Here is a 21,723-nt window from a genome sequence, read left to right on the forward strand (position 1 = left end):
GATGGACGGGAAGGGCGAGTTCCACGCTTGCCGAACAGGCCTGCAGCAGACCCGGTTGCGGGCACCACGGCGACCACGGCACCGGTCAAAAAGATGTCACGGCAGACCGGGCGTCAGTGCCGGCGTCCCGTCGGAGCAGCATCAAGATTGTCGGTGCCCCTTCATAGACTTGGGGTATGAAAAGCAGGGTGGCGTGGAGCGGGGACAGCGGGGTGGCGGTGGAGGCCGTTGCCGCGTCTGTGGCTGTGCTGGCTGCCTTGCTCGGGTCCGGTGCCGGCGGCCCGGACCGCTCTGATCCGGCCGCCGCCGATGCCCAGCGGGATGCCAATGACTTGCGGGATGCTGATGCCCTCCGGGACGCTGATCCGTTGCGGGATTTGGCGGATGGGTTGTTGGACGGGTTGGCCGAGGTGGCCCGGTTGGAGGCCCGGACGGCGGCGCTGAAGGTTCAGCTGGCCGCCGACTACGCGCGGGCGGTCAGGTTCCTGGCCCCGCCGGCGGGATCCGTGCGGGACCGTGCCGTCCAGGAGATGGCCCTGGTCGCCGAGGTGGCCTGTGTCCTGACCGTGAGCGAACGCACCGCCGGGGCGCTGTTGTCCGAGGCCCGGGCCTTGACGACCGGGCTGCCGCTGACCTGGGCGGCGTTGCGGGCCGGGACGATTTCCTGGCAGCACGCCCGGATCCTTGTCGAGGAAACCAGCGGCCTGGACGGTGCCGGGGCGGCCTCGCTGGAGGGGCACTTCCTGGACCCCGACGCCCCCGGGGCGGCCCGGGGCTGTGCGGCCGGGGAGCTCGTGCCGTCCCGGTTCCGGGCCAAGGCCCGCACTTGGCGCGAACGCCACCACCCGGAGAGCATCGAGGCACGCCACACCGTGAGCGTCGCGGACCGGCGGGTGGAGTTCGTCCCGGACCGGGACGGCATGGCCTGGCTTTCCGCCCGGCTCCCGGCCGAGACCGCGGCCGGGATCTGGGAACGGACCACCGCCGCCGCCCGCGCCCTGCAGGGCCCGGCCGAGACCCGGACCCTGGCCCAGCTGCGCGCCGACATCGCCGCGACCTGGCTCCTCACCAACGCCACCGGCCCCACCCCAGGGACCACAGCCCGAACAGCCGGCGACGGCACCACCAACGGACTTGCCAGCGGCGGAATGGTTGACTGCGGAACCGGTGGGAGCGGGGGTCTTCCGGTGCCGCGGGCGCAGATCCTGGTCACCGTGCCGGTCCTGTCGCTGCTGGGCCTCACGGACGAACCGGCCGTCCTGGACGGGTACGGTCCGATCCCGCCGTCGATGGCCCGGCGCCTCGTCAGTGGCGGCGCGGGTTCCTTCTACCGGGTCCTGACCGATCCCCGGGACGGGGCGCCGCTGGAAATCGGGCGGAGCAGCTACCGTCTGCCGGCGGCGCAGCGGCACTGGCTCCGGCTCCGGGACGGCAGGTGTCCGTTTCCCGGCTGTAACAACCATTCCCTGGACAACGAGGCGGACCACCTCCTGGCCTGGGCCGACGGCGGCACCACCGGTATCGCCAACCTGGGCCAGCCCTGCCCGAAACACCACCGCCTCAAACACTCCTCCGCCTGGACACCCGTCGGGGCCACCACAACGAGCCCGCCGGGCTGGATTTCACCCTCAAAACGCTACTATCCGAGCGAGCATCAGGACTGGGAACCGCCCCGCTGGCCCGCCCACCTCCCGATCACGGCTACAGACACAGACCCACGGGCGGAGCGAGGCGTGCCCGCGGATCCGGAGCCGGAACTGCCCCCGGATCCCTTCCCCGACTGGCACCACTTCACGGCCGGGCACCCATTCCCCGCCGCAGACACCGACGACCCCGACTGGCCGGCACCCCTCGACGACCCCATCCCCGAATGGGGCCTATACCAATCCGCCTGAACGACCGGTTGCGGGTCAATTTAGTGCGGTAATCGAGCCCGGGGGTGACACACTTCCTGCCACTGACAATCGGCTCCGGTTTCACCGTCACGCTCGCCTGCGCACAAGAGCCGCCGGGCGACTTTCACAACCGATGAACGGAAGCCCTATGGGGCCGACGCGTGGCCGGTGGGCACTCTTGATTGAGACGTGGATCACGTCGACTCGCACGGGGAATTCACCCGCGTGAGTCACCCACGACAGTCACGCATGAAAGAAGGACAATGATGTCTGCCGCCACCACAGAACTAACGCCCGTGGACGAGTCACTCTCCGGGCCGGCCGCACTGCCGCCTTACTCCCATGAGCTCGCCTGGCCGGATGGCATGGCGCCGTTCAAGGTCGTCGACGACGGAACCCAGGGTGACCCGTACGCGCACTACGCATGGATGCGGGACAACGCTCCGGTTCTCCGCGCCGCCTCGCCGGTCTCGGACGTCTGGTTCATCTCCCGCTATGACGATGTCCGCAAGGCCATGCGCGCCCCGAAGGTCTTTTCCTCCCAAGTGGTGGACCCGGTGCCGCTGACCTTCCTGACCCTGTTCGATGCCCCGAACCACACGCGGCTGCGCCAGGTCGTTGCGCAGGCCTTCACTCCAAAGGCGATCGCCCGCTTTGAAGACCGGGTCCGCGAGAACGCCCACAAATATCTGGACCCGATGATCGCAGCCGGCGGCGGCGACGCCGTCGATGACTACGCGATCCCGCTGAGCATGTCCACCATCAGCGCCCTGCTGGATGTCCCGGCGTCGGACTTCGAGAAGATGAAGTTCTGGTCGGATGAGACCTTCAGCTACTTCGGCAGGCTGGCCCGCAATGCGCAGGGCACGGGAACCGACGAACAGAGCACCTTCGAGTTCTTCGCGTACCTGAAGGGCACCATGGAACGGCTCTACCGCGAGGAAAGCGAGTCCGTGGGCGGCCATATCGCCCGGATGTGGAAGGAAGGCCTCCTCAGCGAGAAGGAAGCCAAGGAACTCTGCGCTTTCGTCTTCGTTGCCGGCCATGACACCACCACCATCCTGCTGGCCAACGCCTTCCGGGTCTTCAGCGAGCAACCCGGGCTGCTGGACCGGATCCGGCAGAACCCCGCCGACGCGAACCTCTTCGTCGAGGAACTGGCCCGCTTCCGCGGAACGGTGCAGCGCGCCAGCCGGATCACCACCGAAGACGTCGAGGTTGCCGGCGTGCGCATCCCTGCCGGCGCCATCGTCCGGTTGCTGCCGGCAGCGGCGAACCGCGACAGCGCCAAGTACCCCGACGGCGAGACCTTCAACATCGACCGCAACACCGACGGCCACCTCGGCTTCGGCCACGGTGTGCATAGCTGTCTCGGCGCCCCGCTGGCCAGGCTGGAAACGGTCGTAACGGTGGAACTCCTCGCCGCAAAGCTCGGCTCCCTGACCCTCAACAAAGACAAGCCGATCGAATACGTCCGGGGCAACAACCTGACCAACTCAGGTCCGGAACACCTTTACGTCGAGCTGGAGAAGTTCAATGCTTAGTCAGCAGCCCACTGAGTCCGTCCTGAATCCAATCGTCATCGTCGGCGCCGGCCACTCCGGAGTCGCGGTGGCCGCAGGACTGCGATCCCGCGGCTGGGAGGGGGACATCCTGCTGCTCGAAGCGGAAAAGGAGACGCCCTACGAACGCCCTCCACTGTCCAAGGAACTCCTGAAGGCCGGCGCTCCGGATGAGTCCGCCGTGCTGCGCAAAGAAAAGTTCTACCACGAAAAGCGCATTAACCGGCGGGCAGGGCTCACCGCCGACGCCATCGACCCGGGCGGCAGGACCGTCCAGCTGTCCGACGGCAGCCGCCACGGCTACCACCGCCTCGTCATCGCCACCGGCTCCCGCGCCAGGTCCCTGACAGTCCCCGGGGCGGAACTCCCCGGGGTGCAGGCCCTGCGGACCCGGGACGACGCCCTTGAACTCAAACGCGCCCTCGTCCCCGGCGCCCGGGTCGCTATCATCGGCGCGGGATACATCGGCCTGGAAGTCGCCGCCGCCGCAGCCGCGAAAGGCTGCGACGTCACGGTGCTCGAATTCCAGGACCGCGTGATGAGCCGCGTGACCTCCGAGCCGGTATCCCGCTTCTTTGAGCGGCTCCATGAACAGAACGGTGTCCGGTTCGTCTTCGGCGCCGCGGTGACCGCCGTCGAGGGGTCTGACCGGGCCGAGCGCGTCGTCACCGCCGACGGCGCGGCCTACCCGGCCGACGTCGTCCTCGCCGGAATCGGCGTGGTGCCCAACCAGGAACTTGCCGCCGAGGCCGGCCTCCAGTGCCAGGACGGGATCCTCGTGGACGACGACGGGCGGACCTCGGTCCCCGGCATCTACGCCACGGGCGATGTCACGCGCTTCACCAGCACCATCGACGGCGCCAGCCAGCGCCTCGAATGCGTCCAGAACGCCATGGCGCAGGCCGACAGGGTGGCAGCTGACATCACGGGCCAGGCCCCCGCGGATCCGGAGATCCCTTGGTTCTGGACCGTCCAGCACGGCGTCCGGCTCCAGACGGCCGGCGTCCGGCACCCCGACGACGACGTGATCGTGCGCGGCACCCCGGCGGAGGGCAAGTTCTCGGTGGTCTACCTCCGCGACGGGCGCCTCGCCGCCGTCGACACCATCGCAGGCCTTACCGACTTCCGTCCGGCCAAGAAGCTGATCGCACAGAAAACACGGATTGATCCGCTGCTCGCCGCCGATCCCGGCACCCCACTGACCGACGCCGCGTTCGCAGCGTCCTGAAACCGAAGGAACCACCATGAGCAACAACAAACTCACCGTGATCGACCGCGAGGGCTCCACCCACGACCTGCAGTGGGAGCCGGACCAGACCCTGATGGAGGCCCTCCGGGACAACGACCTCCCGGTCCTGGCATCCTGCGGCGGCACCGCCTCCTGCGCCACCTGCCACGTCTTCCTGGAAAAGGAGGTCTTCGACACCCTTGCCGAGCGCAGCGAGGACGAACTCGAGTTGCTGGTCGATGCCGAGGGCTACCAGGAATGCGGCTCCAGGCTCTCCTGCCAGCTTGACTTCAGCCAGGACCTCAACGGAGTCACCGTCACTCTGGCGCCCGAAGAATAGCCGCGGCGTCCGGCCGCCGGATAGGGACGAGGCCGTCGTTCCATCTGCATATATTGGGGGATGGAACGGCCGCCGGTTCCTACGACGCCGGTTCCTACGACGCCGGATCCGTCACCAGGATCCGCACCGAGCACAGCTCCGCCGCAGCCTTCTTGAGGACCGCGGCACGCGGATCCGGAACGTCCAGGAACGCCAGCCGGGCCACGCCGGCGTAGCGCTTCAGCACAGGCTCGACGAGGACCTGGTCGACTAGCGTCCGGTCGCCGCCCGGCGCCAGGTACTCGATCCGGTGCTCCGCGAAGATCCTCGCGGCGTGCTCGGCCACGGCCTCCACGAGGGCATCAGCCTGGTTGGCGCGCCGCCGGGCGAAGCGCTGCTGGGACCAGCCGCCGGCAGCGGTCCGCGACTGGACGTGGCGGGTGCCGGTCTTGGACGCGACCACGGCGCCGCCGCTGACGACCGCCACCGAATAGCCGCCGCGGCGGACCAGCACGGTGCCAAGGCTGCGGGGCTGCCCGGCCAGGGACGCCAGCCGCGACACCGCGTCGCCGCCGCGCCCGGGCCGGCCATCCACGGGCCACGGCGCCTGCAGCAGCGCCACGGCGCCGTCCGCGGCTCGCACCTGCAGACCGGCGTCGAGCTCTTCCTCCACCAGGGCGCCATGGCTTGAGGCAAAGCGCTCCACCCAGCCGGGCAGCCGGGCAGCGGAAACGAAGGCCACACGGGATTCGGGGCTGGGCATTGGCGGGCTCTTCCGTTGCGGGGATAAGGGGGACGGCTTAGGGGTGGCAGGGCGGACCTGAACTAGAAGTAGCCTATCTATGTGGATGATCTCTTTGGCGCAGGGCGGGACGACGCCGACGGAAGCGACGACGACGGCGGCAACAACGGCGGCGCCGACGATTCCGGCCGCGCCCGCTCCGGTGCCCGCACGGCCGGGGCCGGCTCGCCGCGGAGTCCGCTCGCCGTCCGGATGCGGCCCCGCACCCTGGATGACGTGGTGGGCCAGCAGCACCTGCTCGGCCAGGGCTCCCCGCTGCGCCAGCTCGCCGCCGGCTCCGACGCGACCGGCCCCGCCGGGCCAAGTTCGGTGATCCTCTGGGGTCCCCCCGGCACCGGAAAGACGACGCTTGCGCACGTGATCGCCAAGGGTCCCGGCCGGAAGTTCGTCGAACTCTCCGCCATCACCGCCGGCGTCAAGGACGTCCGCCGCGTGATGGACGAGGCCCTGACCGCGCGCGATCTGTTCAAGACCACCACAGTCCTGTTCCTCGACGAGATCCACCGCTTCAACAAGGCCCAGCAGGACGCGCTGCTACCGGGCGTCGAGAATCGCTGGGTGGTGCTTGTGGCCGCCACCACCGAAAACCCCTCGTTCTCCGTGGTGTCCCCGCTGCTGTCCCGCTCGCTGCTGCTGACGCTCAAGCCGCTGACCGACGCCGACGTCGAGGGCCTCCTCCAGCGGGCCGTCACGGATGTCCGTGGCCTGAATGGCAAAGCCGAGCTCAGCGCCGACGCGCTGGCACACCTTGTCCGGCTCTCCGGCGGGGACGCCCGCCGTGCACTGACGGCGCTCGAGGCCGCCGCCGGCGTCGCCTTCGGGGACGCGGACGACGTTGACGCAACCGACGTTGACGCAACCGACATTGACGCAACCGACATTGACGCAACCGACATTGACACCGCGGACGCCGCCGGCGCTGTTGCGCCGAAGCCCGTGACCATCCAGTTGCGGCACACGGAACGGGCGCTGGATGTTGCCTCGGTTCGCTACGACCGCGCCGGCGACCAGCACTACGACGTCGCCAGCGCGTTCATCAAGTCGATCCGGGGTTCGGACGTCGACGCGTCGCTGCACTACCTCGCCCGGATGCTCGAGGCGGGGGAGGACCCGCGCTTCGTGGCCCGGCGGATCGTGATCTCCGCCGCCGAGGACGTCGGGATGGCAGACCCGACGGCGCTCCAGACCGCCGTCGCGGCGGCCCAGGCCGTCCAGCTGATCGGCATGCCGGAAGGCCGCATCATCCTGGCCGAAGCCGTGGTGCACCTGGCCACCGCGCCGAAGTCCAACGCCGCGTACATGGGCATCAACCAGGCAATCGCCGACGTCCGCGCGGGGCTCGGGAACGGGATCCCCGCCCACCTGCGCGACGCCCACTACCCGGGCTCAAAGCAGCTGGGCCACGGCAAGGGCTACAAATACTCCCACGACGCGCCGCATGGCGTGGCCACCCAGCAGTATCCGCCGGACGATCTCGTGGGCCGCAATTACTATGAACCCACCGCCAACGGGGCTGAACGGGACATCGGCACCCGGCTGGAGCGGCTCCGGAAGATCATCCGCGGCACGTGATCTGTCGCTGACCAGCGGCTGCTCTGGCGCCGCCCTTCAGCGCTGGAATCCGCCGTTGACATAGGGGCCAAGAGGTCTAACGTGGAAATACGCCAGCATTGACCTGCTGACCATCCGTGCGGCGCAGGGGACAGCGCGGCTCACACCGCCGGCAATCGATTACCCGGACCCCCGAACGACGGCCGGCTTCGCTCCATCCAAGGTCTTCCAATGCGAGCGTCCCCGCTCAGTCCCCAGGTAGTGTCCCATGAGCATTAATTTCGTTACAGCCATGGCAGTCAAATCCTTTGATGTGCCCGACCGGAAGCGGTGCCCGGACAAGGCCGAATTCGACCTCTGCACCGTGGACGACTACTCGGTGGCCAAGTTGATCCTCGGCCCGGGCTGGCGGTGGTCGGAGAGCACCAAACCCTACGAGCAGACCGACGCCTGCCAGCACCACCATCTGGGCTTTTGCATTTCCGGTGTGCTGGAGGTCGAAACGGCCGAAGGGCTGCGCTCCACGATCCACGCCAACGACACCTACGCGATCCCGCCGGGTCATGACGAGTGGGTGGTGGGCCCGGATCCGTTCGTGGCCGTGGAATTCCTGGGGGCCGCGTCATTCGGGCGGCGGGGCAGCCGGGGCGTGCACGCCAGGGTCTGACTTCGGTACTGGCTTCGGGCTATGGGCCCCTTCATGGTAGGCTGGTTCGTTGTCTGGCAAGGCACGGACGCACAATCCATTGAAAACTTCGGTTTAGTGAGGGTTGCCCTGTGCCCAGTAGCAAAAGGCAGCGGTTGGCCGATGCTCTCCATCGTGGAGGCCAGTAACACTGACACACCGCAGATATTGGAAGGACACTAGTGGCTAACAACACTCGTGCTCGCCGTACCGCACGCCTTTCGCGCGCACTCGGCATCGCTCTGACCCCCAAGGCCGCCAAGTACATGGAGCGCCGCCCGTACGGCCCCGGTGAGCATGGCCGTGCCCGCAAGAAGCAGGACTCCGACTACGCCGTACGTCTGCGCGAAAAGCAGCGTCTGCGCGCCCAGTACGGCATCCGCGAAGCCCAGATGACGCGTGCCTTCGAAGAAGCACGCCGCACCAAGGGCCTGACCGGTGAAAACCTGATCGAACTGCTCGAAATGCGTCTCGACGCCCTCGTGCTGCGTGCCGGCTTCGCCCGCACCATCGCCCAGGCCCGCCAGCTGGTTGTGCACCGCCACATCCTGGTTGACGGCATCCGCGTTGACCGCCCGTCTTTCCGCGTCGGCGAGGGCCAGCTGGTCCACGTCCACAGCCGCAGCGAGACCATGCCTCCGTTCCAGGTTGCAGCAGCCGGCGCTCACCGCGACGTTCTGCCGATGGTTCCGGCCTACCTGGACGTCAAGCTTGACGCCCTGCAGGCCCGCCTGGTGCGCCGCCCCAAGCGTTCCGAGATCCCCGTGACCTGCGAAGAGCAGCTCGTCGTGGAATTCTACGCACGCTAAATAAACGCAACACCTCCAAAGAAGCCCGTGGCAAGCGCCGCGGGCTTCTTTGTATGTAAGGTACTTGGGGGAGTTCCCCGGGAGCCAGCCCTGCTTGCCGGTTCAAACCGCCGGCTGAAACCGTCGGGGCCCGACGCAACGAGCAGGTATCCACTGCAGTTCAAGGAGATGATTGTCTATGTCTGGTGGCGATATTGCCGGCCTGATCGCGGCTGGAGTGTTTTTACTGCTGGTCCTGCTGCTCGCCGTGCCGATCCTGAAACTCGGGGGAGTGTTTGACGAAGTCCGGACCTCCATCCGCTCGATCAGCGACGGAGCCACCCCGCTCATGGACGAAGTCACCGCCACGGTGTCCACCACCAACGAGCAGTTGAAGAAGGTGGACGGCATCGCCTCGAACGTCTCCGACGCTTCCGCCAACATTTCGGCGCTGTCCTCGCTCATGGCCGCCACCGTCGGCTCGCCGCTGATCAAGGTGGCGTCCTTCAGCTACGGCGTCCGCTCCGCGTTCACCGCCCGCAAAAAGCCCGCCACCGGCCGCCGTAGCCGCTAAGCCCACCTGGAGAACCTGACATGAACAGAATCATCTGGATGGGAATCGGCGTCGCGATCGGCGTCATCGCCTTCCGAAAGATCACCGAAGCCCGGTCCGCCGTCGGGCCCGAGGGACTCAACCGGGCCGTCGGGCGTCTGGCCGACGGCCTGTACGACTTCGCCGACGCCGTCCGGGAAGGCATGGGCGAGCGGGAAGCCGAACTCCGCGCCGCGCTCGGCGTGGACACGGCCCTGGCCACGGGCACCGATGGCATCGTTGCCCGCCGGGATGCAGTCCGGCGCTAGTCGGGAGAGAATTAGGAAGTACGGTGCCCGTCACGGGCACGCCGGCACCTCGGCACCTCCTCGAAAGGGTCTTGGAAGATCAGGGCCCGGACCGGGGCCGGACCCCAACTTGTCCCGCGCAGCACAGCCGCGGGCCACACACCGCAGTGAATATTGAAGGGTAAGAAATCAGCTCATGAAGTCGCAGGAGATCACCAAGCGCTGGATCGACTTTTTTGTCAGCAAGGGACACACCGCCGTGCCCTCCGCCTCCCTGGTCTCCAGCGACCCCTCCCTGCTGTTCACGGTGGCGGGCATGGTGCCGTTCATCCCGTACCTGACCGCCCGTGAAGAGGCACCCTACCAGCGGGCCACCAGCGTGCAGAAGTGCATCCGTACCGGCGACATCGAGGAAGTCGGCAAGACCGCCCGCCACGGCACGTTCTTCCAGATGTGCGGCAACTTCTCCTTCGGCGACTACTTCAAGGAAGACGCGATCAAGTTCGCGTGGGAACTGCTCACCACCAGCGTGGCCGACGGCGGCTACGGCCTGCCGCCGGAGCGGCTCTGGGTCACCGTCTACGAAGAAGACGACGAGGCCAAGGAGCTGTGGCTGAAGAACACCGGCGTGCCCGCCGAACGCATCCAGCGGATGGGCAAGGCCGACAACTACTGGTCCACCGGCCAGCCCGGCCCGGCCGGTCCCTGCTCGGAGATCTACTACGACCGGGGCCCCGCGTACGGCGTCGACGGCGGCCCGATCGCTGACGAGACGCGGTACATCGAGATCTGGAACCTCGTCTTCATGCAGTACCAGATCGACAACGTCCGCTCGAAGGTGGACTTCGACATCACCGGCGAGCTGCCCAAGAAGAACATCGACACCGGCCTCGGCATGGAGCGCCTCGCGATGATCCTGCAGGGCGTCGAGAACATGTACGAGACCGACCAGGTCCGTCCCGTGATCGACAAGGCTGCAGCGCTCTCCGGCAAGGAATACACCTCAGCCGAGACGCCGGAGGACCCGCACCACACCGATGACGTGCGCATGCGCGTCGTCGCCGACCACATCCGCTCGGCCCTCATGCTGATCGCCGACGGCGTCACCCCCTCCAACGAGGGCCGCGGCTACGTCCTGCGCCGCCTGATCCGCCGCGCCGTGCGTTCCATGCGCCTGCTCGGCGTCGAAAAGGCATGCCTGCCGGAACTGCTCCCGGCCTCCCGGGATGCCATGAAGGGCGTCTACCCGATCGTGGAGACCGACTTCGATCGCATCAGCAGGATCGCCTACGCCGAAGAGAAGGCGTTCCTGCGCACCATCGCCTCCGGCACGGCGCGGCTCGAGGACGCCGTCAAGGAGTCCAAGTCCGCCGGCCGGCCGCTCTCCGGCGCCGACGCCTTCGCCCTGCACGACACCTACGGGTTCCCGATCGACCTCACCCTCGAGATGGCCGAGGAAGCCGGGCTCAAGGTCGACGAGCCCGAGTTCCGCAAACTCATGCTCGAACAGCGCCAGCGCGCCCAGGCCGACGCGAAAGGCAAGAAGGGCGCCCACGCCGACCTCAGCGCGTTCCAGGAGCTCCTCGCCCAGGGCGAGACCGTCTTCACCGGCTACACCGAACTCCAGGGCGAATCCAAGGTCCGCGGCATCCTGGCCGGCGGCCAGAAGGTCTCGCAGGCCTCCACGGGCGATGAAATCGAACTGGTCCTGGCCGAGACGCCGTTCTACGCCGAGGCCGGCGGCCAGGCCGCCGACACCGGGCTCATCACCGGCGACGGCTTCGTCGTCGAGGTCCTGGACGTCCAGCGCCCCATCAAGGGCCTGAGCGTGCACAAGGCCATTGTCCGCGAAGGCGAAATCGGCTCGGACGCCCTCGTCCAGGCCGCCGTCGACCGGGAACGCCGCCACGCCGCCGAACAGGCCCACACGGGCACGCACATTGTCCACGCGGCCCTGCACCAGATCCTCGGCCCGGAGGCCCTGCAGCGCGGCTCCTTCAACAAGGCCGGCTACCTGCGCTTCGACTTCGCCTGGGGCGAGGGCCTCAGCGCCGCCACCCGGTCCGAGATCGAAGAAGTCTCCAACATCGCCATCCGCAACAACTTCCGGGTGGAAACCAAAGTCATGGGGCTCGCCGAGGCCAAGGCCCTCGGCGCCATGGCGCTGTTCGGCGAGAACTACGGCAACGAGGTCCGGGTCGTGGAGATCGACGGCGCCTGGTCCCGCGAGCTCTGCGGCGGAACCCACGTTGAGAACACCTCGCTGATCGGCAGCCTGTCCCTGCTCGGCGAACAGTCCGTCGGCTCGGGAAACCGCCGTGTGGAAGCCTTCGTGGGCATGGACGCCTTCCGGCACCTCGCCGCCGAGCGCGCCCTTGTCACCGAGCTCACGGAAATGCTGAAGGTCCCCTCCGGGCTCCTCGCGGACCGGATCGCCACCACCCTGACCAAGCTCAAGACCGCCGAAAAGGAACTCGAGCGCCTCCGCAAGGAGCAGCTCACGGCTGCCGCGGCCCAGCTGGTGGGCACTGCCAAAGACGCCGCCGGCATCAAGGTCATTGCGCACGACGCCGGCCAGGTCAGCGGCGCGGATGACCTGCGCGGCCTGGCCCTGGACCTGCGGACCCGCCTCGGCTCCGAGGCCGCGGCCGTCGCCGTCGCCGGCGTCAGCAACGACCGCCCGGTGATCCTCATCGCCACCAACGAAGCGGCCCGGACCGCCGGAGTGAAGGCCGGTGCCCTCGTGCGCCTGGCCGCCGGAGTCCTTGGCGGCGGCGGTGGCGGCAAGGACGACGTCGCCCAGGGCGGCGGCACGGACGCCGCCAAGGTCGGTGCTGCCCTCAGCGCCGTCGTGGATGCCATTACCCGGCGATAAGCGGATCCCTACATGACTGAAGGTGCTGTAGCCGGCGTCTATCCCCGGGGCGTAAAGCTCGGGGTCGACGTCGGCACCGTCCGCGTGGGCGTCGCGGTCTGCGACCGCGACGGAATCCTGGCGACTCCGCTGCGCACGCTGCAGCGGAACGTGAAAAAGAACACTGACGTGCGCATCCTGGCCGGCCTGGCAGAGGAGCTGGACGCGGTGGAGATTTTCGTAGGACTGCCGCGGACCATGAAGGGCGAAGAGCACGCCTCTGCCCGCATGGCCACAGAGTATGCGCGGTTGCTGGCCGGTGCCCTGCAGGACGCCGGATCCGCTATTCCGGTGCGCCTGATCGACGAGCGGCTCAGCACCGTGTCCGCCCACCGTGCCCTGCACGAAGCTGGCATGAGCAGCCGCGATCACCGTACAGTAGTTGATCAGGTTGCGGCGGCAGGTATTCTGCAACATGCGATTGATATGCAAAAGGCCAGGGGAACGGAGGTCGGAAACCGCGTGTACGCGGAGTCTGCGCCGGGGCCGACCGGAGGCGGCGCACAGACCGGCCCGGCAGTACAGACGCACTCTTCAGAACATGGAAGGCTACAGTGAGCCCGGTCAACAGTGATGACTCCTCCGGTGACGCCCTGAGTGGTGCCGGCCGACCGCTGACGCGCAAAGAGATCAGGGCCCGGGAAAAGCTCCTGGCGACGCAGGGACACAGCGTGATCCCGCCTCAGGCTTTTGAGACGGGACAGGACGACCCGACGCCGGATCCCGCGCCGCCGGCCCGGATCCGGCCCCAAGACCCAGAAGCCCCGACGCCGGCGAGCGTCCCGCCGCAGGCCGGCCCCGAACTTCCCGAAACGGCCCCGGAACTCCCCGAATCCGCCCCGACAGTGCACGAGGAAACCGTGCCTGACATCGCTGCCGACGATGTGCCGGCCCGCGAGCACCTCAGCCGCGAAGAGCCCGCCCGCGAAGACTTCACGCAGATCATCCCCATCCGCGATCTGCCCGCCCGCGAGGACGTGGGCCATGACGAGCCCGCCCACGATGACGCCGTCTATGCGGCGGCAGGCCAGCACGGCTACGCTGGCCACCACGATGCGGCTGCCCAGTATGCCGGCCCTCATGACGGCTACGCGCTGCACCCCCACGATGAGGCCCACCATGTTTACGACGACGCCCACGCCCAGGCGCACCCGGAAGCCGGAGACCACAGCGACGCCGGCCACGACCTGATGGCCGGAGCCATCCGCTATGACAAGGTTCCGTCCAAAAAGATCCGCCGCCGGCGCCGCTTCCTGGCCCTGGTGCTGACGCTGACCGTGTTCGTTATTGCCATCGCCGTCGGCGCCCAGTTCCTCAAACCGCTGCTGGGCGCCGACACCGCGGCAGACTACCCCGGACCGGGAACCGGCGACGTCACCGTCACTGTCGAACCCGGCGCCGGGCCAAAGTCCGTGGCCACCGATCTGCAATCGAAGAAGGTCGTGGCCAACGCTGACACGTTCCTCAAGGAGTTCAACGCCGCCGGCGGGTCCCTGAGCCCGGGCACCTTCACGATGCGCCAGGAAATGAAGAACTCCGATGCCGTGGCCATCCTGCTCAACAAGGGCCAGGGCAAGGTGATGTACTTTGCACTCAATGCCGGCTTGCGGATCAGCGAATCCCTCCAGGCCATATCTGAGGGCACCGGGATTTCGGTCCCCGACCTGAAGGCGCTCAGCGACGCGCCCGCGCAGTTCGGCGTCCCGGCCAAGGCCAAGAACCTTGAGGGCTTCCTGGCCCCGGGGGAGTACCGCTTCCCCCTGGGGACCTCCGCCAAGGACATCCTGCAGAAGCTCGTCGGCACCACCCTGGATGAGCTCAAGGCCCAGGGCATCACCGATCCCGCCAAACAGTACGACGTCGTGACGGTCGCCAGCATCGTCCAGGCTGAAGGCGGCCAGGCCGAATACGGCGACGTCGCCGGTGCCATCTATAACCGCCTCAAGCCCAACAACACCGAGACCAACGGACTCATCCAGTCCGATGCCACGGTCACGTACGGTCTGGGCATCCGGAGCTTCCACATCGATGAAGCCCAGAAGGCGGACAAGTCGAACCCGTACAACACCTATGCCAACCCGGGCCTGCCCGCCGGGCCCATCGGCTCTCCCGGCAAGACGGCGATCGACGCCGCCGCCAAGCCCAAGACCAATGACTACCTCTACTGGGTCACCATCAACCTGGACACCAAGGAGACCAAGTTCTCCAAGACACTGGCCGAGCACCTCGGCTACGTGGAGCAGTACAACGCGTGGTGCTCGGCCAACCCGGGACGCTGCGTATGATGCTGCGGGCGGCCGTGCTCGGGCATCCCATCAGCCATTCGAAGTCGCCTGCGCTGCACCGGGCTGCCTACGCCCACCTGGGCGTGGACTTCGCGTACTCCGCCATCGACGTGACGGAGGCCGCGCTGCCGGAATTCATGCGGCAGGTCAGGGATGAAGCGCGAGCGGACGGCGGCTGGCGGGGGCTCTCGGTCACCATGCCGCTGAAGACCGCGATGGTGGCCCAAGTGGACGAGGTCCGGGGCGTGGCACGCGCCCTCGGCGTCGTCAACACCGTCGCCTTCGAATCCGGCGGCGGTAGTGCTGACCATACCCGGCTGGTCGCGTACAACACCGACGTTGCCGGCATCGTCAACGCGCTCCGGCACGCGGGTGCGGCCACGGCGCCCACCGCTGCCGTGCTCGGCGGCGGCGGCACCTCGGCGGCGGCCATTGCCGCGCTCAAAGAACTCGGGGCTGCATCGGCCGATGTCTTCGTGCGGGACGTCAGCCGCGCCGCCGAGGCCCGGGCCGCCTCCGCGGCAGTGAAACTCCCCGTCCGGGTGCTTCCGCTCGCCGGCGCGGCCGCCGCGGTGGCCGCGGCCGACGTCGTCATCTCCACGCTGCCGCCCCGCGCGGCGGACGCGCTGGCCGGCGAACTGGCGGCCGAGCCGCCCCGGCACGCCGAGGCGGGACGCCGCGGCGTGCTCCTGGACGTCGCCTACGATCCCTGGCCCAGCAGGATTGCCGCCGTCTGGCAGGACACGGGCGGGGCCGTGGTCCCCGGCCTTGAAATGCTCATCTACCAGGCAGTGGAGCAGGTGCGGCTCTTCACCGGGCTGGGCGAGGCCATGCCGGCCGGAGTCATAGATGTGATGTGTGACGCAGTCGGGGCGCCCCGACGGGTGTTCTAAGCTCCCGACATGGCAGGATGGAATTTATGTTGCGTTGGTTGACTGCCGGAGAATCCCATGGCCCGGCACTGGTCGGAATAATTGAAGGCGTGCCCGCCGGTGTGGAACTCACCAGCGCCCAGATCAGCGAGGCGCTGGCCCGCCGCCGGCTCGGCTACGGCCGCGGCGCCCGGATGAAATTCGAACAGGACGTCGTCACTATCCTCGGCGGCGTCCGGCACGGCCTGACCCAGGGCGGTCCCGTCGCCATCCAGGTCGGCAACACCGAGTGGCCCAAGTGGGAACAGATCATGTCCTCCGATCCCGTGGCCCCGGAAGTCCTGGCCGACCAGGCCCGGAACGCCCCGCTCACCCGGCCCCGGCCCGGCCACGCCGACTTCACCGGCATGCAGAAATACGGCTTCGACGAGGCCCGCCCGGTCCTGGAGCGTGCCAGCGCCCGCGAGACCGCCACGAGGGTCGCGCTCGGCACGGTCGCCTCCGCCTTCCTTAAGCAGCTCGGGATCGAACTCGTCTCCCACACTGTGTCGATCGCCAGCGTTGCGGTGCCGGAAGGCCGGCCCCTGCCGGTCCCGGCCAACGTGCTGGCCCTTGACGCCGATCCTCTGCGCTGCTTCGACCGCGAGACCTCCGACGCCATGGTGGCCGAAGTCGACGTCGCGCACAAGGAAGGCGAAACCTTGGGCGGTGTCGTCGAGGTGCTCGCCTACGGCCTGCCGCCCGGACTCGGCAGCTACGTCCACTGGGACCGGCGCCTCGACTCGCGCCTGGCCGCGGCCCTCATGGGAATCCAGGCCATCAAGGGCGTCGAGGTCGGCGACGGCTTCCTCACGGCGGCCCGCCGCGGTTCGGCCGCCCACGACGAGATCGTCAAGGACGCGAACGGCAAGATCATCCGCACGTCCAACCGCGCCGGCGGGATCGAGGGCGGCATGAGCATCGGCGACGTCCTGCGCGTCCGCGCCGCCATGAAGCCGATCGCCACCGTGCCCCGCGCGCTCAAGACCGTGGACGTCAGCACGGGAGAAGCCGCCAAGGCCCACCACCAGCGCTCCGACGTCTGTGCCGTTCCGGCCGCCGGCGTGGTGGCCGAGGCCATGGTGGCCCTCGTGCTCGCCGAAGCGGTCGCAGAAAAATTCGGCGGCGACTCCGTTCAGGAGACCGCCCGCAACATCAAGGGTTACCTGGACAACATTCCGGCGTCCCTGGACTCGATCGGCCACTAGTGCCGGCCTGGAACACCGACGGGCGCTCCGCCGCGGCGAAGCCCGCGGCAAAACACCTCGGACCGGTCGTCCTGATCGGTCCGATGGCCGTGGGCAAATCGGCGATCGGACAGCAGCTCGCGCAGCACCTGGGATCCGCCTTCGTGGACACCGACGCCGTGGTGGTGGCCCAGCACGGGACGATCGCCGAGATCTTCGCCAGCCGGGGGGAGCATGCCTTCCGTGAGCTGGAGGCCCGGGCCGTGGCCCATGCTATCGAAGAGGCACAGGGCAGCAACGCCGTGATTTCGCTTGGCGGCGGTGCAGTCCTTGACTCCGGCACGCAGCAGCTCCTGGGCCGCTGTACCGTGGTCTACCTCGAATGCGACGCCGAGACCGTGGCGGAACGCATCGCCAGGAATTCGGGCAGGCCGCTGCTGGCAGGCGACGCCATGGGCCGGTGGCGGACCCTCTTCGCCACCCGGCAGCCGGTCTACGAACGGCTCGCCGACCTGGTCCTGGATGTCCGGAGCGGCAGCGTTCCGGAACTGGCTCACCGGCTGGAAGATGCGCTGGGGGAGTATGCCGCGGCTAAGACCGCTGCCGTGCCCGCCCCGGCGGCGACAAAGGAAGTTGAATAGTGAGTACCGAATCAACCGTCATCAAAGTCACCGGACAGACGCCCGGTGAGAACTACGACGTCGTGGTGGGCCGCGGCCTCCTGGCAAGCCTTCCGGGGCTCCTGGGCGAGCGCGTCAAGCGCGTCCTCGTCATCCACCCCCGCGCGCTCCGGCTCACCGGCGACACCGTCCGGGAAGAGCTGGCCGCCGCAGGTTTCACCGCGCTGACCGCCGAGATCCCGGACGCCGAAGAAGGCAAGCACATCGAAGTGGCGTCCTTCTGCTGGCAGGTGCTGGGGCAGAACGACTTCACCCGGTCCGACGCCGTCGTCGCGGTCGGCGGCGGCGCCGTGACCGACCTCGCCGGCTTCGTCGCCGCAACCTGGCTCCGCGGCGTCAAGGTCATACACATGCCCACGAGCCTGCTGGGCATGGTGGACGCCTCCGTCGGCGGCAAGACCGGCATCAACACCGCCGAGGGCAAGAACCTGGTGGGCGCGTTCCACCCGCCCGCCGGTGTCCTCGCGGACCTCGACACGCTCGAGACCCTGCCGAAGAACGAGATCATCTCCGGCATGGCCGAGGTCATCAAGTGCGGATTCATCGCCGATCCCGCCATCCTTGAACTGATCGAAAAGGACCCGTCCGCGGTCTCCGATCCGCGCTCGGACATCCTGCGGGAACTGATCGAACGCGCCATCACCGTCAAGGCCCGGGTGGTCTCCGCCGATCTGAAGGAAACCGGCCAGCGCGAGATCCTGAACTACGGCCACACCCTGGGCCACGCGATCGAACTCGCCGAACGCTACTCCTGGCGCCACGGCGCCGCCGTCTCCGTGGGCATGATGTTCGCCGCCGAACTCGCCCGCAGCGTCGGACGGCTCAGCGACGCCGACGCCGACAGGCACCGCAGTATCCTGGAAAGCCTCGGGCTTCCCATCACCTACCGCCGCGACCGCTGGCAGGCCCTCCTCGACGGCATGCGGCGGGACAAGAAATCCCGCGGCGACCTGCTGCGGTTCGTGGTCCTTGACGGCATCGGCCGGCCCGGCATCCTCGACGTCCCGGACACGTCGCTGCTGTTCGCCGCCTACCAGGAGATTGCCTCCTGATGATGATGGTCAAGGGCGGCACGAGCGAGTGGCCGGATGCCGGGTTTCCCGGCATCCGGATCAATCCGCAAAGCCTGATGCCCCAGATCGTCAACGAAGACGCCATGGCCGAGGCGTTGGCGGACTCGACCGACCCCGGGGACCTGGTCTTCGTCCGGATCGTTGAAGGGCATGCCGCCGAGGCCGCCGAACTCCTCGCCGAGGCCCGGTACAAGGACCCGGCCTCGCTCCGGCTGCGGATCTTCGAGGCGGATGTGCTCCGCGTTTCGAACCGGTTCGACCGGGCCGTGGAGGTGTTCCGCCAGCTCCTCGCCGAGACCAAGGGCACCCTGGAAGAGGCGGCCGTCCGCCAGCACCTGGGCCGGGCCTACTTCGCCGGCGGCAACGTCGGCGCCGCCGTCGAATCCTTCGCCAAGGCCCTCGATTTGCGGGTGGCCGGCTCGGCCGACGCGGCCCTCATCTACGCCTCCACGGTCGCGCTGCAGCGTGCCCGGGAAGTGCTGGAACAGCAGTCCTGAGCCTCCGTCGGGCAGCTGTCCACGGGAACCGGTAGAATAGAACTTGGATTTTTGACAAACACGCGCTGGCGGCCGCTTGGCATGCCGGCCCGGCATACGACGTCCGGCCGATCGCACCGGCCGACAAGAACCAGATAGAAACTAAGAGGATACAGTGGCAACCACTAACGACATCAAGAACGGAACCGTCCTTAAGCTTGAGGGCCAGCTTTGGAACATCATCGAGTTCCAGCACGTCAAGCCCGGCAAGGGTGGCGCGTTCGTACGCACCAAGATGCGCAACGTGATGTCCGGCAAGGTCGTCGACAAGACCTTCAACGCCGGGCTCAAGATCGAGACCGCCACGGTTGACCGCCGCGATTACCAGTACCTGTACCAGGACGGCGCCGACTTCGTCTTCATGGACACTTCTGACTTCGACCAGCTCACCGTCCCGGCCGCCACCGTCGGCGACGCCACCAACTTCATGCTCGAAAACCAGATGGTCAACATCGCCATCCACGAGGGCAACCCGCTCTACATCGAGCTGCCCCCGAGCGTCGTTCTCGAGATCACCTACACGGAGCCGGGCCTGCAGGGCGACCGCTCCTCGGCCGGCACCAAGCCCGCCACGCTCGAAACCGGCTACGAGATCCAGGTGCCGCTGTTCGTCGAGAACAACACCAAGGTCAAGGTCGATACCCGTGACGGCAGCTACCTCGGCCGGGTCAACGACTAGTGAGTGCCCGCGGTAAGGCCCGGAACCGGGCCCTCGATGTCCTCTTTGAGGCCGAGCAGCGCTCCGCCTCTGCGTTCGACGTACTGAAGTCGCGCCGCGAGCAGACAGACCAGATCGTCAACCCGTACACCCTCGAAATCGTCGAAGGCGTGGTCTCGCACCAGGCCGCCATCGACGAGTTCCTGGAAACCTACTCGCAGGGCTGGACCCTGGAGCGGATGCCCTCGGTGGACCGCATCATCCTGCGGATTGGCACGTGGGAACTGCTCTACAACGACGACGTCCCGGACGGCGTAGCCGTCAGCGAGGCCGTGGCCCTGGCCAAGACGCTCTCGACCGACGAATCGCCGTCGTTCATCAACGGCCTGCTCGGCCGGCTCCAGCAGCTGAAGCCTTCCCTGCTGGCCTAAGCTCCCGTCGCAGCGAAGAACCCCGTCCAGGACCGCCTGGACGGGGTTCTTTCGTTCTCCGGAAAGACTTAGCCGACGACGGCGGCCCGGAGGGCGGCGATTTCGGCCAGCTGGTGCTGCTCGTCGCGCTGGCGGGCCGGCACGTCCCGGCCGCTGAGGATCCGCTGCCGGGTGAAAGCCAGCCGGGTGGCGGCATCGAACAGCGCCTTCATCTGTGCGCCCCGGCCCACGGACTTGGCCCAGCGCAGTGCGGCACGGCGGCCGCTGCCGGTGGCCAGCATGTCCACCTCGGCCGCGGTGAACCAGCCCGCTGCCGCGTATTCCCTGAGCCGCTGCCGGGTGAGCCTGCGCTCCGCCACCCGCAGCAGCACGATGACCAGTGCCGCCAGGAGGAAGATCGGCACCTGCACGAACACGTACTGGGCCAGGAAATCCTGGCCCATGCTGTTCCAGCCGCTGTGCAGCAGCATCGCAGGGACAAGGCCGGCGATAAACGCCAGGGCGGCGAGCCCGTTGTTCCCGCGCCGCGCGGCGAATCCCATGATGATCCCGGTGGTACCCGTGAAGACGGCGTGGGCGAACGGCGACATCACCCCGCGGAGGAAGAAGACCACCGCCAGGTCCGTGCCGGGATCGCTGGATTCGGCGATGGCGCGGCCGAAGTAGAGGATGTTCTCCGTGAACGCGAAGCCTGCCGCAATGGTGAAGGCGAACACCACGCCGTCGACCGGCCCGTCGATGTCCTTCCGGGCGAACAGCAGGAGCAGCAGCAGCCCGAGGGACTTCGCGAATTCCTCGACGACCGGGGCCTGGACGGTCACGGCGAACGTCGTATAGTCCAGCCCTGAGGCGGGCCCGGCCACCAAAGAAAAATAGGGTTGGATCAGCATCGTCACAGCTATGGAGACAAGCGCTCCCCAGGCAAAGGCGAAAAGCAGCAGCGGTTTCGGCTCCGGCTCCCAACGGTCGATGAAGCGCACTGTCAGCAGCACGGTCCCCAGCGGAACCAGCGAGGCCATGAAACCGACCACGAACCCGGAGACTCCGGTGCTGGCCAGAAGGAAGGGCAGCACCAGGAAGAGGCTGGCGAAGGCGAGGAGTCCGCCGGCCAGCACGAGCCCCAGCGCGCCGGCGGTACTCCGGCGGTCCCGGACCGGCGCAGGGCCGGGCGGGAGCGCCGGCTGGAACCGGCCGCCGACGTTGGCCGGGGCTTGCCGGTAATCCTCCGGCCGGATCTGCCCCAACCACGTCGGGTTGGTCCGTTGGCCCAGCCCCGGCTGCGGCTCGTTCGTCGTCATGGCATCGAGCCTATGGCCGTGTGAGGTTAAACGCACTCCGGCGGCGGCAGGGGCAACTCCGGCTGTGGTAATTTGAAAGA

Annotated in this window: 21 protein-coding genes; 19 read left to right on the plus strand and 2 right to left on the minus strand. The window is 68.1% G+C overall.

What is annotated here, in order from left to right:
* The first annotated feature begins 176 nt into the window (after positions 1 to 176).
* The 4 genes from ACVWZ7_RS20600 (at position 177) to ACVWZ7_RS20615 (ending at position 5,025) form a co-directional block, all read left to right on the plus strand.
* Complete coding sequence (locus ACVWZ7_RS20600) at positions 177 to 1,895, plus strand: DUF222 domain-containing protein (protein WP_456508963.1); 1,719 nt, start codon at positions 177 to 179, stop codon at positions 1,893 to 1,895.
* A 263-nt stretch (positions 1,896 to 2,158) separates the two neighbouring features.
* Positions 2,159 to 3,439 (plus strand): cytochrome P450, encoded by a 1,281-nt coding sequence (locus tag ACVWZ7_RS20605; protein WP_344367468.1) that lies wholly within the window; start codon positions 2,159 to 2,161, stop codon positions 3,437 to 3,439.
* Entirely contained in the window at positions 3,432 to 4,685 is a 1,254-nt protein-coding gene (locus tag ACVWZ7_RS20610; RefSeq protein WP_456508964.1) for an NAD(P)/FAD-dependent oxidoreductase, read from the plus strand. Before ACVWZ7_RS20605 ends, ACVWZ7_RS20610 begins: the two co-directional genes overlap by 8 nt.
* A gap of 16 nt (positions 4,686 to 4,701) precedes the next feature.
* Positions 4,702 to 5,025 (plus strand): 2Fe-2S iron-sulfur cluster-binding protein, encoded by a 324-nt coding sequence (locus tag ACVWZ7_RS20615; RefSeq protein ID WP_456508965.1) that lies wholly within the window; start codon positions 4,702 to 4,704, stop codon positions 5,023 to 5,025.
* Positions 5,026 to 5,119: 94 nt separating this feature from the next.
* Here ACVWZ7_RS20615 and ACVWZ7_RS20620 read toward each other — a convergent pair whose 3' ends face one another.
* On the minus strand, positions 5,120 to 5,767 hold the full coding sequence (locus ACVWZ7_RS20620; RefSeq protein WP_456508966.1) for an acVLRF1 family peptidyl-tRNA hydrolase: 648 nt from the start codon (positions 5,765 to 5,767) through the stop codon (positions 5,120 to 5,122).
* A gap of 81 nt (positions 5,768 to 5,848) precedes the next feature.
* On the opposite strand from ACVWZ7_RS20620, the gene ACVWZ7_RS20625 reads away from it, so the two are divergent.
* From ACVWZ7_RS20625 to nusB, 15 genes are all read left to right on the plus strand, one after another.
* Entirely contained in the window at positions 5,849 to 7,378 is a 1,530-nt protein-coding gene (locus ACVWZ7_RS20625) for a replication-associated recombination protein A (RefSeq protein ID WP_456508967.1), read from the plus strand.
* A gap of 247 nt (positions 7,379 to 7,625) precedes the next feature.
* Positions 7,626 to 8,024: a cupin gene (locus tag ACVWZ7_RS20630; protein WP_456508968.1), complete on the plus strand. Its 399-nt coding sequence runs from the start codon at positions 7,626 to 7,628 to the stop codon at positions 8,022 to 8,024.
* 200 nt (positions 8,025 to 8,224) lie between these two features.
* Entirely contained in the window at positions 8,225 to 8,851 is a 627-nt protein-coding gene (rpsD, locus tag ACVWZ7_RS20635) for a 30S ribosomal protein S4 (RefSeq protein ID WP_091251848.1), read from the plus strand.
* A gap of 178 nt (positions 8,852 to 9,029) precedes the next feature.
* Positions 9,030 to 9,404: a DUF948 domain-containing protein gene (locus ACVWZ7_RS20640; protein WP_091251846.1), complete on the plus strand. Its 375-nt coding sequence runs from the start codon at positions 9,030 to 9,032 to the stop codon at positions 9,402 to 9,404.
* A 20-nt stretch (positions 9,405 to 9,424) separates the two neighbouring features.
* Complete coding sequence (locus ACVWZ7_RS20645; protein ID WP_237563479.1) at positions 9,425 to 9,691, plus strand: hypothetical protein; 267 nt, start codon at positions 9,425 to 9,427, stop codon at positions 9,689 to 9,691.
* A 175-nt stretch (positions 9,692 to 9,866) separates the two neighbouring features.
* The gene (gene alaS / locus ACVWZ7_RS20650; RefSeq protein ID WP_456508969.1) at positions 9,867 to 12,545 is read left to right on the plus strand and encodes an alanine--tRNA ligase; all 2,679 of its coding nucleotides are present in this window, start codon (positions 9,867 to 9,869) and stop codon (positions 12,543 to 12,545) included.
* Between the two features lie 12 nt (positions 12,546 to 12,557).
* Positions 12,558 to 13,142 (plus strand): Holliday junction resolvase RuvX, encoded by a 585-nt coding sequence (gene ruvX, locus ACVWZ7_RS20655; protein ID WP_116767607.1) that lies wholly within the window; start codon positions 12,558 to 12,560, stop codon positions 13,140 to 13,142.
* Positions 13,139 to 14,869 (plus strand): endolytic transglycosylase MltG, encoded by a 1,731-nt coding sequence (gene mltG, locus ACVWZ7_RS20660; protein WP_456508970.1) that lies wholly within the window; start codon positions 13,139 to 13,141, stop codon positions 14,867 to 14,869. Before ruvX ends, mltG begins: the two co-directional genes overlap by 4 nt.
* Positions 14,866 to 15,762: a shikimate dehydrogenase gene (locus ACVWZ7_RS20665; protein WP_456508971.1), complete on the plus strand. Its 897-nt coding sequence runs from the start codon at positions 14,866 to 14,868 to the stop codon at positions 15,760 to 15,762. Before mltG ends, ACVWZ7_RS20665 begins: the two co-directional genes overlap by 4 nt.
* Positions 15,763 to 15,788: 26 nt before the next feature.
* Positions 15,789 to 16,988 (plus strand): chorismate synthase, encoded by a 1,200-nt coding sequence (aroC, locus tag ACVWZ7_RS20670; protein ID WP_116767611.1) that lies wholly within the window; start codon positions 15,789 to 15,791, stop codon positions 16,986 to 16,988.
* A 71-nt stretch (positions 16,989 to 17,059) separates the two neighbouring features.
* Positions 17,060 to 17,608 carry a shikimate kinase gene (locus tag ACVWZ7_RS20675; protein WP_425547233.1) on the plus strand — a complete coding sequence of 183 codons (549 nt, stop codon included), beginning with the start codon at positions 17,060 to 17,062 and terminating at the stop codon, positions 17,606 to 17,608.
* Positions 17,608 to 18,699, plus strand: a complete 1,092-nt coding sequence (gene aroB / locus ACVWZ7_RS20680; protein ID WP_116767613.1) for a 3-dehydroquinate synthase — start codon at positions 17,608 to 17,610, stop codon at positions 18,697 to 18,699. Before ACVWZ7_RS20675 ends, aroB begins: the two co-directional genes overlap by 1 nt.
* A complete protein-coding gene (locus ACVWZ7_RS20685) occupies positions 18,699 to 19,217 on the plus strand; it encodes a tetratricopeptide repeat protein (RefSeq protein WP_344367459.1) in 519 nt (172 codons plus the stop codon). The genes aroB and ACVWZ7_RS20685 overlap by 1 nt, the downstream gene beginning before the upstream one ends.
* A 154-nt stretch (positions 19,218 to 19,371) precedes the next feature.
* The gene (efp, locus tag ACVWZ7_RS20690; protein WP_056739180.1) at positions 19,372 to 19,935 is read left to right on the plus strand and encodes an elongation factor P; all 564 of its coding nucleotides are present in this window, start codon (positions 19,372 to 19,374) and stop codon (positions 19,933 to 19,935) included.
* Complete coding sequence (gene nusB / locus ACVWZ7_RS20695; protein WP_091251831.1) at positions 19,935 to 20,345, plus strand: transcription antitermination factor NusB; 411 nt, start codon at positions 19,935 to 19,937, stop codon at positions 20,343 to 20,345. The genes efp and nusB overlap by 1 nt, the downstream gene beginning before the upstream one ends.
* Positions 20,346 to 20,413: 68 nt before the next feature.
* On the opposite strand, the gene ACVWZ7_RS20700 is transcribed toward nusB, so the two are convergent.
* Positions 20,414 to 21,643: a PrsW family intramembrane metalloprotease gene (locus tag ACVWZ7_RS20700; RefSeq protein WP_456508972.1), complete on the minus strand. Its 1,230-nt coding sequence runs from the start codon at positions 21,641 to 21,643 to the stop codon at positions 20,414 to 20,416.
* Positions 21,644 to 21,723: the final 80 nt, after the last annotated feature.

The organism is Arthrobacter sp. TE12232, from assembly GCF_054062615.1.

What these genes read in the sequence shown, in the direction of transcription:
- ACVWZ7_RS20600 (WP_456508963.1), top strand. Translation starts at nt 177, where the DNA reads ATGAAAAGCAGGGTGGCGTGGAGCGGGGACAGCGGGGTGGCGGTGGAG.
- ACVWZ7_RS20605 (WP_344367468.1), top strand. Translation starts at nt 2,159, where the DNA reads ATGATGTCTGCCGCCACCACAGAACTAACGCCCGTGGACGAGTCACTC.
- ACVWZ7_RS20610 (WP_456508964.1), top strand. Translation starts at nt 3,432, where the DNA reads ATGCTTAGTCAGCAGCCCACTGAGTCCGTCCTGAATCCAATCGTCATC.
- ACVWZ7_RS20615 (WP_456508965.1), top strand. Translation starts at nt 4,702, where the DNA reads ATGAGCAACAACAAACTCACCGTGATCGACCGCGAGGGCTCCACCCAC.
- ACVWZ7_RS20620 (WP_456508966.1), bottom strand. Translation starts at nt 5,767, where the DNA reads ATGCCCAGCCCCGAATCCCGTGTGGCCTTCGTTTCCGCTGCCCGGCTG.
- ACVWZ7_RS20630 (WP_456508968.1), top strand. Translation starts at nt 7,626, where the DNA reads ATGAGCATTAATTTCGTTACAGCCATGGCAGTCAAATCCTTTGATGTG.
- ACVWZ7_RS20640 (WP_091251846.1), top strand. Translation starts at nt 9,030, where the DNA reads ATGTCTGGTGGCGATATTGCCGGCCTGATCGCGGCTGGAGTGTTTTTA.
- ACVWZ7_RS20645 (WP_237563479.1), top strand. Translation starts at nt 9,425, where the DNA reads ATGAACAGAATCATCTGGATGGGAATCGGCGTCGCGATCGGCGTCATC.
- alaS (WP_456508969.1), top strand. Translation starts at nt 9,867, where the DNA reads ATGAAGTCGCAGGAGATCACCAAGCGCTGGATCGACTTTTTTGTCAGC.
- ruvX (WP_116767607.1), top strand. Translation starts at nt 12,558, where the DNA reads ATGACTGAAGGTGCTGTAGCCGGCGTCTATCCCCGGGGCGTAAAGCTC.
- ACVWZ7_RS20665 (WP_456508971.1), top strand. Translation starts at nt 14,866, where the DNA reads ATGATGCTGCGGGCGGCCGTGCTCGGGCATCCCATCAGCCATTCGAAG.
- aroC (WP_116767611.1), top strand. Translation starts at nt 15,789, where the DNA reads ATGTTGCGTTGGTTGACTGCCGGAGAATCCCATGGCCCGGCACTGGTC.
- ACVWZ7_RS20685 (WP_344367459.1), top strand. Translation starts at nt 18,699, where the DNA reads ATGATGATGGTCAAGGGCGGCACGAGCGAGTGGCCGGATGCCGGGTTT.
- ACVWZ7_RS20700 (WP_456508972.1), bottom strand. Translation starts at nt 21,643, where the DNA reads ATGACGACGAACGAGCCGCAGCCGGGGCTGGGCCAACGGACCAACCCG.